Origin of the sequence: Corynebacterium sp. HMSC074A01 (assembly GCF_001831515.1) — a bacterium.
Classification (GTDB): domain Bacteria; phylum Actinomycetota; class Actinomycetes; order Mycobacteriales; family Mycobacteriaceae; genus Corynebacterium.
On the sequence record NZ_KV825618.1, the window covers coordinates 204,339 to 216,948 of the forward strand.

Below are 12,610 nucleotides of genomic sequence, written 5' to 3' on the forward strand. Positions count from 1 at the left end.
ACAAACTGCGTGTTCTATCGGAGGATTGGGATGGGTGGCGCGAGGTGTCATGCTGGGTTCATGATCGTCCTGCCCAGCCGTGTCGGATGGTCAAGGTGGGGGGGGGGGAAGGGGGTCTCGTAGACCGTCGGGCGAGTTGGCCTGGTTCCGCTTGCGCTTCTGCCTGGCAGGCTTGTACGTGGTTTGCGCGGCCAAAGTCTTGCTCGGTTGCGAGCGCTATAGGGGTATCGCGTGCAAAAGTCGCGCGGACTTCCTTTCGGCAAGCTGCGTTGAGCAGAGCAGAGCAGTGCTTGTGCTTGGGCGAGGTAGGCCTTGCCGATGGAGGTTAGCCAAGGACGACAGACGACGACGTTCTTCCAATCCTGGCACCACCGGCATTGAGTATGTCGGGCGATTTGCTGTTTGTTGATGTTGATGTTGCGGCTGTTGCCACCCGACCTCGGCGTAATCATCCAGGCGATCACCGGTCGCAAATTTCCGCAATAAACTGGCATAAGTCAGCTATCAACAGCAGCTGCAGGTGCGCTCACCTGATTAGAGCGCCGTCCCTTTCTCAAACTGCGAAAGACTTGTATAACTACTCATCTATAGCTATCGCCTGGTTGGGGCAAGATCAAAAACGCGATTGAGGTACGCGCGGACGATTCTGGCTTCAACCCAGTCTGTTTCCGTGTAAGGAGAAAACCCCAATTCCAAGAACCTAGGTGCGATTTGTGTTGCTAAGTCGAGGGGCAGCGTTGAATAGAAGTCTGTATTAACCTTCATAAGGAAGTCTAGACTTAGTCCTTGTGCGATAGAGAATGCGCTCTCGGGAATCCTTTCGTAGAGCGGATCAATCAAATGCTCTTTGCCCTTCACTATCAGGTACAGCGTACTTAGAGCCGTTGTGTATGATGAGTCGAATGTAATAGGCTTGTCCCAACTGTCCGGGATACTTGGAAGTGGGACATCTATTCCTAACTCCTCGGCTGCCACCGTAGCTAGAATTAGTTTGAGTAGACGCTTCCTGTCTGTTTTTCCTGCTAGGGACTGAATAGCTTCAGCAACTAGGGGACCGTCGGTCTGAGCGAGAATTTTCGCTGTGCCGAGCTCAGTAATGCCATCGGTAATCGGAACGTTTCTAATACCCAGTACCTCGAGCGGAGCTACGGATCTGCGGCCTGGCTTGCGGGCGAACCGCTCACCTAAAATAGATCCAAACACGTGAAAGCCTGATTCTAAATACTCCGCCGTCAGGATTGCGCCAATGCACATAAAAGTCCAATGATTACGGGCGAATGAATCATTTTGGGAAGGAGTTCGGCGGACGTTAGTTGAGACCACTAAAGGTTTAAACTTTTCAAAAAACGTGGCCTCCCTCTCAAACCATCCGCCGAAATCAGTCGAGACTAAATGCGCAGCTCCATCCAACAAGCGGTGGGCTGCAAGCGAGTCAAATCCGCCGCTAAAGCTCAGCGTTATATTGGCGCCCAAGGGGCGGCTGGAGGCTTCGGTACCGTTGCTCGTGACTGCGGCTTTGGTGAACAATGAGAGCCTATCGACTATCTTTTTTGCAACTGGAAAATCAAAATGAATTTGATCATACTTCGTGCCGCACAAAGTTGACAAGGCCACGGCGAGGAAGTTTGTCGAGGTAGTAAGCGTCCTATCAAATTCAAACCAGAGGGGGTAGGATCCCTCGCTGTTTACTGCTTCTAAATCAATGCGACGAGGCTTTATCGAAAGATTTCGAAAAGTGATGGAACCAATGTTGTCGTTCACGCTGTGAGAGCTCCTATGATCGATAGAAAATAGAGAGAGAGTAGGACTGAAAGAAGCCGTCCCCAGCTAACCAAATGAGCTATTGGTTTGTGCGTATTCTATCTGCTAACTAGCTAAAACCATTCCAGTTGCTGTTTCTGAGGGTCTCGTATTCTTCGGGCGTGCCGCAAAGGACAGTTTGTGAATTTCGGACCAAACGATATCGAACTCGCCTGCCTTGCTCAATCAAGTAGTTGTAGATGGGTGCCACGTAGAATTCTCCGTTAACACGATCATCGTTGGCGACCATCATCCTATAACCCATCTCGAAAGTCTCGACGCAATCAAAATAATAAAGGCCGTTACTGCATAAGTCCGAAATGCGTTGCTTTTCTGCAGTCTGAAGTACCGTCGAACCCTCGCCCGGTTTTACAAAGGACCAGTGGTCGCCCACGCCGTGAAAAACGTCCAGACATCCCGAAACTCCTTCCGGGATTGCGGGCTTGGTGAAATTGTCGATGAAGCTATCCGCGTTGAAGACGACTAATTCCTCGTCAGGGGAGCTGAAGCTGCTCCGGGCAAGCATTTGCGATACGCTAGTCGCCTGGCCACTAGTAGTTGACTCAAATTCTATAATTTCAAAGCTGTTGATTCCTACTGTGTTGACCGCTCGATAAACGAAATCGGACGCATTGAAATCTTTTCGCACCCCGAAGACGAAAGAGTCGGACTCAAAGTAGGCTGCGAAAGAGTCTAGGACGTGTTCGAGTACACTTTTTTCGCCCAACAGTAGCTCATACTTGGGAACCGAATATCCAGAATTGAAGAAGCGGCTGGAGTTTCCAAGCATCGGTATCAGGATCACTGCAAACCTCCATTAGAGTTGGATTCGTAGTATTCATCGTATAGACGTAGTCCGTTAGCTAGAAGGGCCGCCTGACGGTACGGGTTATCCTGGTGAAGCGGTGGCATGGTTAAAAACAGCAGAATCATTGTCGGAATCGCGTCGTGCGCAACTGATTTGAAGCGGGGTAGCAGTTGGTAACCGAAAAATTGGTCTTTTACCGCTTGATGTGCTGATCCAATAGCTAAGTCGAGGTCGTAAGTCAACGAAAGATGATCATACTTGATCGAGAACGCGCCAGCGAGTATTAGATCGTAATACCCAATAGCTGAATGTAGGACTTTCGAAACGTCGTAGGTAATATCTCCGATCAGCTCCTCCGCACTATCGGCACCACGTGGGTCCAAAATCCTGATTCGGGAGTTTCTATAGTCGAGTAAAGTATTACTGAAACAAAGGTCACCGTGCAGGATTCCAGGCACAACCGGTTTGGCCAACGCTTCTTCCACAAGGTGCTCAGCAATTTTTGCTAGGGGAGGGAGTGTGGATCCGTTTATCACTAGGGGTGAATCTATATCGATCTGGAGCCCTTCCTTCATTGCCTCGAGGCGTTGGGCGGTTTTCTTAACGATGAGTTCATTTCGACGTCTGAGGATAACCTCCATTTGGGCTCTGTTGGCCAGTGAGGTCGACAGCTTAAACCAATCACGATAGAAATTGAGAATACGTAGCCAGTGAGCTTTATCTTGATATCCAAAAACGAAGGTGTCAGCTAATGAAGGGAATGGCAAATACTCCAGTCGGTAGATGCCATTCATTTCATCAAATTCATAGAGCGCGGGCGTATAGGGTTTTGCATCAAGCGGCAGGCTGTCGTACCAACAAGCCTCTCTTCGCATTTTAGTCAAGTCGGCGCTACTTTTCGTAACGTACCCTGCGTCAATAATGAGGCTGTTAAAGGATCTTTGGGTGGTAATTTTAGTTTTGGCGCGTAGGTAGGTGTTTAGATGCCCGCAATCCCACCAGCTATCAAAATGATGGATTGTTAATTTCCGGATTTGGAAATAGTTCTCTACGGCTTGGCGAAAATTTGAACCGGCGATTGCCAGCGATCGCACTAGCTGGGAGCCATCTTTGAAAGAAAAAACTCCGCACCACACTTCCTGTGCTCCGCTATCTTTAGTTGATTGCTCATCCCAATCGTATCCGTCTAGTGACTCGGCGACTCCTAAGAAATCGCTTTTGTCAGGGAGATGATCAACTAAGGTGTCCCCGTGGATTACTGTAATTTCGTCATCGTAAGAATTGCTGACGTTTATGACATACAAAAGTGACTCTACCAGCGATAGACTGCTGGGAACTCTGACAATTTCGGCTGACCCGATGTACTTTAAGTGTAAGTCTGTGAGCTCAAATTCTTCGGGCAGACTGACGATCGTGCGTTCGCCCTTTCTCGCGGATTCCAAGAGCTGGCGTTGCCAGTGAATCAACGGGCGGTTGCCGATCGGTAGGAAACACGGGGGTACGAGACCAAATTCGTTGCGCAGCTCATCCTTGACGTACGCTGCGGCAGTCAGAATGATAGTCATAGCGTATTAGTCAGGGTGGAGATTTCTTCAAGTGACATACTGACGAACTCATCGGGGCGAATCGCCCTATCATCCACATAAAAGCCCTCAGTCCCGCACCACGGCTTGCCAACGATGATCTCATCGAAGGGAACATCATGCCGGCGCAGCCACTCGATCAAAATCGGGACGGTGTTTGCAGTGATTTTTCCGATTGACCCCTTGTATGTACGCATATTCCGGGATGTGTGAAGAACTATCTCAAAACCTTCTCGCTGATACTCACGAAGCCGATTAATAACTTCTTCATTCGGAGTAGCCTGTGAGTAATTGCCATCATGGCAATAGCTGATGGTGCCGTCTACATCCATTATAAGTCTTTTCATTGTTCGCACACTCCCTGCTAGCTATTATCTGTCGTTAGCAGCATATCCAATTCCTCTTGCGTGGAAATCTTGTTGGAATAGAAACCGCCGTGGCCAAAGGACATCCGTGTTGGTTCGGAGCCACTGAGCCAAAGCTCGAGTCCGATGTTCTGGTGGCCGAGAAGCAAGTCTGGTTTCGCTAGTACGGAGCTTACCAGTCTGGGAACTAATTGGCCCTTGTCCCACCATGTAGAAAGAATCGGCTCCATGACCGCTGACCGTCCATAGATGACCTGATCTCCTACGCCCAGTCCGTAAGCGTCGAATTTCCAGCTCTGAGTCTCGGTTGCGATACGATGGTCTAAGCTTCTCAGGTTCTCAATCGTGAATGGTGCATCACCGGTCAGCTTGATGTCTGGACGGACCTTTATTACGTAATCGTAGTTATCGGAAAGGTAGTGCTCGCCGAGCTGGACGGGCCAGAAGCGATTGTGCCAGTACATCTTGGCGTGATTGGTCATGCGCGAAAACATCGGGTGGCTTTCATCATCGATGTTAATACCCCGCAAATTTGCGTTAGAAAGGGCAGATTCAATCTGCCGCTTCATGCATTGAGGAGCAATTCTCTCCCGTGCGATCATGCTTTCAGATAGTTGCCGCCATTGATCTTGGGTCAGCGCCTCAGCTTGCGGCCACAACGATCTAGAAAACAGTCGCTTGTACCGTGCAGGTTCAACTTTAGTGAGACCTGGCTGATCCCATGTGCTTACGAAGACATCCGGGGCGATTCCTTCGAAAGCCTTCGGGATGTTTGGGAGTGCCACATCCATGGAGCGCATCTGACCTGCAATAATCAACGCGACGCGTTGGCCTGATTCAATTCGTCTCCCCCGGGCGAAACGTTTCTTATTGGTTAGGCGAACCGATATAGCTTTTCTGATCAGCTCAATCGGTGGGCTAGAGGATGAAAGACGCGTTCGTAGCCTGCTTAGGATTTGATCTTCTTGAGATCGTGCGTGCACCGACACTGAAAGGGCGAAGGCCAACAAAAAAGCGGGCGAGAGCTGTTCCCATCGACGGGTTTGCTCGTCAAGCAAATAACTTCTTAGGCGTTCGAAGTTTTCGTCGTGTTGGAGAAACACGAAGCCATCGCGACTTGAGAATTCGGAGAGGCGCTGTTGTTCAAGCGGAAATCTTTGATCTGCCGCGGGTACGAGAGCGGCGAGATTGGCGAACTGCGGTGGACTTAGCTCATTCCCCAGTGCGGACGGGTTCTCGTTCAGCCACGCTTCCAACAGGGCCGTCGCGGCTGGCCGCCATTCCTTTCCATAGGTGGCATTTAGTTTGATAGAAAGTCGTGCGTACGTATTGTAGGCTAAGAGACCCTCTACGGTGCCTTCATTTTTAAATTCTTTATCAAGAAGCGCGCGCAGCTCGTCCAACGTAGTCACAGGATTCACCCTTGTGATTCTATAGAAGTGATGGGGGATCATCAAAGGTGACGACTCGAAAGATTTGGTACGGCGAAGCCGTATTAAATCTTTCTGGGGTGAATTCGACTTCAGTAATGGTCCTTTGTTGACTCCGGATATGACATTCGAATCTCAATGGGACCGTCGAGGCTAATGGTGAATGAAGATAACGAGTGGTCGTTCTGCAGTCTGTGTACTGGACCAACTGCCGTCTCTGCTGCGAGGGATTCAATTTCCAGAGCCGCGACATTTACCGGCTCACCATAGGTAATGTAATGGTGAAGGTCAAAGTGTGGCTGTACATTCAATTCCAAAACGACGCCGACTCGTGACGTCAGATCCGTGGTTAAGATGCCGACGCCTACGATCGGCTGAAAGGGGAGAGCTGAAGCTGCCTTTTCTGCAAGGCTAAGTAGTTCGCTGGAGATCGAACCGTAAACGTTTATAGACTCGCCTCCGCCGGTCACGTTCATTGAACGGTTTAACAGGACGATGTCTTTGTCAGGGATTACGGAAGCGCGATTTTTCCCTTGACTTTGAAGAAAACTGTCATCAATTGGTGTCCTGTATCTCTTGAGGTATGCTGACTTTTCACGATCGTTCTCGCGGCGGACAACGAGCTCCTCGAGCGTGGATTTGCCGTCACCAATGACAAAAGGGTTCACTCGACTTGCAGCAACCACTGCTTTGCCATTGATAACAATTACCCGTACATCGAAGCCTTCTATGAGATCTTCTACTAGTATCTTGGCTTTCGGATGCTTCTCTCTGATCAACGACCAAGCCTCGATAAAGGCATCCTCATCTGGCAGGGACAAGCTCACCGCAGTGCTTGTCGCCCCTGAGGATGGCTTCATAATCTTAGCTCTCGTGCTTCCAGCGAATTCGTCTACTGCTATCTGAAGGTCAGTTGGTTCATACACTTTGCCCGCGGGCACAGGCACTCCGATTGTCGAAAGTGCTAGCTTTGTGGCCTCTTTGTGGGTTGAGAGGGTACGCGCTAGATGCGCTTGGTTCGACAGAGCGTGTTCGTAGGTGCCTCCGACAACTTTGCCGTCGTCGAGAAATAGCCAGGTGCTTTTCCAAACTTGGTGGAGGGTCCAGCCTTTCTTTACTGCCTCATCGAGCAGTAGCTTCGTGCGACTTTTGAAACTCTTGTAGTTGTTTCGAGTCAATCCTGGGGAGGCAACCGTATCGGTGATCATCTTCTTGAGGTGCCTATAGTCGTTCATGGGGGCTCCATTACTCTGCGGAATCTGATCTATTTTCTTGTTTAGAGTGGGGTCGTACGTCTAGTTGACTTTTGGCAATTGGTCTAATTCTAACCAAGGGATGGTGCTCTGACCGTATCTTATCTCCAAAAACGTTTTCATATAGCTCAACTGTTGGCATCCCGAATATTTGCTTTCGCCTAATCAGGAAGAACGCGGTCGCCACTCCTAGCCAGGCGGCGAGGACAGTCAGCGATTGGGAAGAGAGGCTACTGGGGGTACCAGGAAGGTAGGACCGCATCGGCAATTGGCCAAGCGGAAAACCGCCAATCGTCAATGCTGCTCTGTGTCAGAAGTGCAGTAACTAAGATCATCGCGATGTAGATTGCCGTTGCTCCTGCGATTCCCAAAAAAAGTAATCGGCGGGCTTTCTCTGGGGAGAACGAGAATTCCCCCGCAAGCTGAGGGATACTGTCGAAACCAACGTATGCCCAAGGGGCTATTGCGACTATTGCTCCCGCCGCTGTAAAGGCGCTCAAGCCACTGGGTTGTGACTGGCTACTGAGAGCACCAGCGGAGTTGCACACTGTGGTTGTCCATACGAGAAGTGTGACAACGGTAATAATCATTATGATCACCGACATGGACTGAAAGCGTCCTGAGATTCTGGCTCCCCGAGTAGCGATTAGTGCGAAAATGACGATCGAAAGCGTTGAGAGTAGAACGTCTGACAGGTAGACTTGCCAGCCCGCGACAGTGTAAAGCGGCAATCCAGCATTTGATGTAGGGTTCAACGGCCTAAAAATCAGTGGGACTGCCGAGGTGTTCAAAGCAACTATTGAACTGTAGCCAAGGGCTAAAGACCAGCCTGCGATCGCGCAGTGGATCCTTCCGCTGGCGGCGAGCGCATGGACAACACCGCCTCCACTAACCGGGAGACACTTGACTGCAACACTATAGTTCAAGCCAATAACCGCGATCATTGAGCCGCCAATGATGAATCCGACGGTTGTGCCAATCCAACCATTTTGTTGGATCCAATCGAAAGGTAACGCGAATGCCCCCATCCGATTGCTGAACCGATAGCCATGGCAAAAACCCAGGAGGGCCTATATGAGTTTGACGTACTACTGGGGTTTTCATCGATTTTGCTCCATAAGGCTAATGCAGCTGACAAGTTGAGAGTACCCGCAGGAAGCCGGATGAGTGCGAGAAAGCCCTCGAGTATAACTACGATCCAAATAGTATTGGACCAATCGATGCAAAAGCTGAGTGGGGGAGCGAACCCAGGGCCATGATCTGCCCGCGTCGTGGCTAACCCATGGCTTGCGGTGATGCGGTGCCGGGTAGGATCGATGGGTTTTGAGGTTGGCTGTGGGTCCACGGGCCTCCAGGTTCAAGAAGCTCTCCTGCCGAGCGGGATTTCGTGACGCACTCAGAGTGGTAGCTACCACTTTTCGTAGCCAGTCTTTAAAAACGCGCACTGATAAAGCCCGGGAGTGTGGAGGCCCCGGGCTTTGGCTCCTCCAACTGGGCTCGAACCAGTGACCCTTCGATTAACAGTCGAATGCTCTGCCAACTGAGCTATGGAGGAATGCTCTGCCAGTATATGGGGACTCGGCTGCAATGGGAAATCTGGCTCGGTTGCGTCCTGGGCTGAAATTCGCCTGGAGCCCCGAGCAGGGTATAGTTCCTACAGCGCTTTGGCGTAAAGGATGGGGCTATAGCTCAGTCGGTTAGAGCCGCGGACTCATAATCCGCTGGTCGCGGGTTCGAGCCCCGCTGGCCCCACACGAGAACCGCTGGACGGGGAAGATTCCCTGCCCAGCGGTTTTTCGTTTGCACGGATGGTCCTAGAGGCCAGGGAACAGCACCTTGTTGGTTGAACCGACCTGGATGAGCGTCATCTTGACGGTGTCGAAGACGAAGAGGTCGCCGCCAGGGGCCGCGAAGACGGTGGCTCCACCGCCGGAGCGTACAGACATGGGGCTGAGCTTCTCCGGGGGCTGGGTGAAGCCCTGGTTCCAGCACATTGTGCCGACCCAGTTCTTCTCCACCTTCACTGCTGGGATAAGCGCCTGTGGCGGGTTGCACTCGGGCTGAGATTTTCGGGCCTTATCGGAGACACACAGGGTGGTGTGGCCCTGTGGGGTGTTGTAGATCTCGCAGCGCACATCGCCGCTTTGGTTGGAGTAGGTATACGTGGCGGCGTTGGCTGCAGGGGCGGTGAGAGTGATGGTCGCAAGGACAATGGTGGCACCGGCGAGGGTGGCGGTGGTACGTGTCTTCATGGTGATCTCCCGGGATAATTGGATGATATATGGCACGTGTCACTTAGGGTAGTGGTGGGTGGGGGATCTGGCAAGCGTCGAGGAGCGAAAGCCCAGGTGGATGGGTGAAGTCTTGGGTGCGGATGACGGAGCGGCGCTTGCGGAATGCGGCGGTAAGCGCGGGGACGAGGTGGTCGTGGAAGTCGAAAACCGTGGCGGAGGCCGTGGTCCCGCGAGTGACGCGGCCGATCTGCTGGATGACGTTGCCTTTGAACGCGACTGGGGCGGCAAGCACGAGGGCGTCGAGAGCCGGGAGGTCCACGCCCTCGCCGGCGATCTGAGTCATGGCGATGAGCACGAAGCGCGGAGTGGTGGTGAGCGCCTTGCGGGTGGCGCTGCGGTCTTTCGTGTGCTGCGCGCCGTGGAGCGTGAAGACGGGGACCGGGAGATCGGGGTGGTTGCGGGCGAGGAGTGCTTCTAATGTGGTGATGTGCTCGCGGCGCTTGACCAGGACGAGGACGTTCATGCCGCTGGTGGCGGCGCGGGCGATAGTCTCGGCGATCAGGGCATTGCGGGTGGGGTCGGCGGCAAGTGCGTTGTCGAGGTCGGGCCAGTAGAGGTGCGGCTCGTCGTAGGTGAACTCGGTGGTCTGCACGTTGTAGTGCTTCGGGCCGGGGCGCTCGATCTCCATGGTGTGGCGGATGGGGCCGCAGATCAGCGGTAGGAGCGCGTCGAGGCCGTCGGAGCGGAACGGGGTGGCGGTCAGTCCGGTGACGAAACGGACGTTGAGGTCTGCGAGCACGCGGGTGAGGCCGGCGGCGCCGACGCGGTGGCACTCATCGATGATGAGGTAGCCGTAGTCGGCGAGGAACTGCGTGCGAGAGTCAGTGCGGCTGATCGACTGGGCGGTGATGATGTCGATGTCGCCGCTGAGTTTCTTCGACTTGCCGCCGTGCTGGCCGATGGCGGGGTTGTTGAGGAAAGTGGTGAGTGCGTCGCGCCACTGGGCGGCGAGCTCCACGTTGGGGACGATGATGGCGGTGGGAACTTGGCGGTGCGCGATAAGTGCGCAGGCCATGACGGTTTTGCCAGCGCCGGGTGGGGCGACGAGGACGCCGGTGCGGTGCTTGCGCATTGCGTTGACGGCTTTGCGCTGCGCGGGGTAGAGCTCGCCGGTGAACTCGACAGGCATGGTGCGTGGCTTTGGGGTTTTGCTGCGGCGGGTGACGGTGTAGCCGGCGGTTTTGAGGATGTTGATGGCGTCGTCGAGGGTGCCGCGGTCGAGGGTGAGTGTGCCGTCGTGTTCGTCGAAGCGGATGATTAGGCGGGGAGTCTGGTAGGTGGACAGGCGCTGGGCCTGGCGAATGTAGAACTGCGGGTTGGGGATCGCGCCGAGGTGGCGAAGGGCAGTGGCGGTGGTGGCGTCGACGCCCTCGAGGTCGATGTGGACGCGGGAATCGTGCGTGACGCGGACCTTGCCGGAACGTTTTAAGGCTTTGAGTTCTGCTTTGGTTGGTGGTTGGGGAAGTTGGGTCTCCGGGTCGGGTTGGAGGGCCGCGGCGATCTGTTTGAGCTGTTGTTTGGAGGCCTTGGTTGTAGTGGCGAGGGCGGCGAACTGGTCGTCGGCGGGCTCGAAGTCGTGGTTGACGAAGATGGTGCGCTGCTCGGCGCGATGCTGGCCGGCGAGCGGGAGTGCGATGAGGTTGCCGAAGCCGCGGCGCTTGCCCGGCAGCGTGTCCTGGGAAGGGAAGAAGCGGTCGAAGCTGGCGAAGTACTGCTTCGGGCTGGCCTTGGCGAGCAAGCCGATGCCTACGGTGCGGGCGAGGGAGGCCGAGACGGGCTCGTCGAAGAAGAGCCAGACGTGTGCTCCGGTGCCGGAGCGGGAGAGCTCGATGAGCGGGTCGAGGCCGAACTCGCGGCAGGTGTCGGCGTAGGTGCGGGCGGCGGTGCGGAAGTCGGCGTCGTCAAAATCGCACGCCAGGAGGAAGCAAGTATCGCCCTTGCACAGCGGGTACAGGCCGACGTGGAGGGTGTTGTCACGGCGGAGGTGCTGCTCGAGGACCTGCGGGGTGAGTGGTCTGAGGTTTGGGTTGTTCCGGTCGTAGCGGCCGTAGGAGGCAGGCGACCAGCCTTTCTTCTCGCCGTTGTGCCAGGCGGTGGCGTAGACGTCCTCGCGGCCGCGGAAGTAGTCGGCGAACAGGCGGAGCTTCGCGTCGGGGGAGGAGGTGTTGGTGACTTTTGCGGGTTCGGGTGGTGTGGTTTGGGGCTGAGGTGTGGGTTCGGCGTGTGGCGCGGCTGCGGCTTGTGGCGTGAGTGCGGGGTCAAGCGGGAGCTGTGGGGCGGGGGCTTCGGCGTGGGTGGTGCTGGCGCTGCGGTTGGTTGTTGTGCGCTCTGGTTGCGCGAGGAAGGCCTCGAAGTCGTCGGTGTCGAGCAGCTTGGCGAGCGCGCGCTCGAGCAGCTGCACGCGGGCTTCGAGATCGTGCGCATCTGGCATGGGGGCTCCGCGGGATAGGGGGAGAGGGTTGTAAGAGGTCAGTGTAGTTGGGGCGGGGACGGGGATTCTGAAGTTTCAACAGTCTTTGCTCCGCGAAAGGGAGCCAGCGAACGATGAAATCGCTTTTACCTGGCAGTTATGGAGTCGAGATCGCGAGGATATATTGCCTCGGCGGAATTCTGGCTACACTTTCAGAACAAAGCTAAGAGCGTGATGGCTCGAGGGCAGACGTTCAGTTTGAATATCAAAGGGGGGCGATCATGTCGAACGTATTCGATGTCGGCCAACTGGTGACGGAACTGATTCCAAGTGTTGAAAAGATGAAACTCTATAAATTGTGCTTCTTTTCTCAAGGGTGGCACCTGGCTTGGACCGGTAGGCCCCTTTTTGAAGAGAAGTTGCTGGCTTGCTCGTAGGGGCCAGTGCCTGCGAGGCTTCGTCGAGAAGCGGATGCCGTTGCGCGTGGATGGGAGATTCCTAACGTACCCCGGGGAAACTCGGACAAACTGACGTCCTATGAACGGGCGGTGGTGTTAAGTGTTGTCAGCTTCTATGGCGGGCGGACCTCTAGAGCGCTGTCTCAAATGAGCCATGGTTTGGCGTGGAGAGAGGCTCGGACCTGACCCCCGTTAGGTAGACACCTGAT

9 protein-coding genes and 2 tRNA genes are annotated in these 12,610 nt (G+C 54.3%); 2 read left to right on the plus strand and 9 right to left on the minus strand.

Annotation, left to right across the window (positions count from 1 at the left end):
* Positions 1 to 591: 591 nt before the first annotated feature.
* From HMPREF2550_RS12095 to HMPREF2550_RS06595, 7 genes are all read right to left on the minus strand, one after another.
* Positions 592 to 1,761, minus strand: coding sequence for a hypothetical protein (locus tag HMPREF2550_RS12095; protein ID WP_141760542.1), 1,170 nt, complete (start codon positions 1,759 to 1,761; stop codon positions 592 to 594).
* A gap of 109 nt (positions 1,762 to 1,870) precedes the next feature.
* Positions 1,871 to 2,605, minus strand: coding sequence for a glycosyltransferase family protein (locus HMPREF2550_RS06570; RefSeq protein WP_070790407.1), 735 nt, complete (start codon positions 2,603 to 2,605; stop codon positions 1,871 to 1,873).
* A complete protein-coding gene (locus HMPREF2550_RS06575) occupies positions 2,602 to 4,173 on the minus strand; it encodes a hypothetical protein (RefSeq protein WP_070790408.1) in 1,572 nt (523 codons plus the stop codon). Before HMPREF2550_RS06575 ends, HMPREF2550_RS06570 begins: the two co-directional genes overlap by 4 nt.
* The gene (locus tag HMPREF2550_RS06580; RefSeq protein WP_070790409.1) at positions 4,170 to 4,538 is read right to left on the minus strand and encodes an HAD family hydrolase; all 369 of its coding nucleotides are present in this window, start codon (positions 4,536 to 4,538) and stop codon (positions 4,170 to 4,172) included. Before HMPREF2550_RS06580 ends, HMPREF2550_RS06575 begins: the two co-directional genes overlap by 4 nt.
* Before the next feature lie 17 nt (positions 4,539 to 4,555).
* Complete coding sequence (locus tag HMPREF2550_RS12100) at positions 4,556 to 5,968, minus strand: hypothetical protein (RefSeq protein ID WP_141760543.1); 1,413 nt, start codon at positions 5,966 to 5,968, stop codon at positions 4,556 to 4,558.
* Between the two features lie 110 nt (positions 5,969 to 6,078).
* The gene (locus HMPREF2550_RS06590) at positions 6,079 to 7,221 is read right to left on the minus strand and encodes a hypothetical protein (protein ID WP_070790411.1); all 1,143 of its coding nucleotides are present in this window, start codon (positions 7,219 to 7,221) and stop codon (positions 6,079 to 6,081) included.
* A 1,497-nt stretch (positions 7,222 to 8,718) separates the two neighbouring features.
* A tRNA-Asn gene (locus tag HMPREF2550_RS06595) sits at positions 8,719 to 8,794 on the minus strand.
* 123 nt (positions 8,795 to 8,917) lie between these two features.
* Between HMPREF2550_RS06595 and HMPREF2550_RS06600 the strand changes: the two genes are divergently transcribed.
* Positions 8,918 to 8,991 (plus strand) — tRNA-Ile (locus HMPREF2550_RS06600).
* Between the two features lie 62 nt (positions 8,992 to 9,053).
* Here HMPREF2550_RS06600 and HMPREF2550_RS06605 read toward each other — a convergent pair.
* Both HMPREF2550_RS06605 and HMPREF2550_RS06610 read right to left on the minus strand, forming a co-directional pair.
* Positions 9,054 to 9,491: a hypothetical protein gene (locus HMPREF2550_RS06605; protein WP_070790412.1), complete on the minus strand. Its 438-nt coding sequence runs from the start codon at positions 9,489 to 9,491 to the stop codon at positions 9,054 to 9,056.
* A 43-nt stretch (positions 9,492 to 9,534) separates the two neighbouring features.
* Entirely contained in the window at positions 9,535 to 11,964 is a 2,430-nt protein-coding gene (locus HMPREF2550_RS06610; protein ID WP_070790413.1) for a DEAD/DEAH box helicase, read from the minus strand.
* Positions 11,965 to 12,224: 260 nt separating this feature from the next.
* Between HMPREF2550_RS06610 and HMPREF2550_RS12265 the strand changes: the two genes are divergently transcribed.
* Complete coding sequence (locus HMPREF2550_RS12265) at positions 12,225 to 12,380, plus strand: Panacea domain-containing protein (protein ID WP_168167693.1); 156 nt, start codon at positions 12,225 to 12,227, stop codon at positions 12,378 to 12,380.
* Positions 12,381 to 12,610: the final 230 nt, after the last annotated feature.

What these genes read in the sequence shown, in the direction of transcription:
- HMPREF2550_RS06605 (WP_070790412.1), bottom strand. Translation starts at nt 9,491, where the DNA reads ATGAAGACACGTACCACCGCCACCCTCGCCGGTGCCACCATTGTCCTT.
- HMPREF2550_RS06590 (WP_070790411.1), bottom strand. Translation starts at nt 7,221, where the DNA reads ATGAACGACTATAGGCACCTCAAGAAGATGATCACCGATACGGTTGCC.
- HMPREF2550_RS12265 (WP_168167693.1), top strand. Translation starts at nt 12,225, where the DNA reads ATGTCGAACGTATTCGATGTCGGCCAACTGGTGACGGAACTGATTCCA.
- HMPREF2550_RS06610 (WP_070790413.1), bottom strand. Translation starts at nt 11,964, where the DNA reads ATGCCAGATGCGCACGATCTCGAAGCCCGCGTGCAGCTGCTCGAGCGC.
- HMPREF2550_RS06575 (WP_070790408.1), bottom strand. Translation starts at nt 4,173, where the DNA reads ATGACTATCATTCTGACTGCCGCAGCGTACGTCAAGGATGAGCTGCGC.
- HMPREF2550_RS06580 (WP_070790409.1), bottom strand. Translation starts at nt 4,538, where the DNA reads ATGAAAAGACTTATAATGGATGTAGACGGCACCATCAGCTATTGCCAT.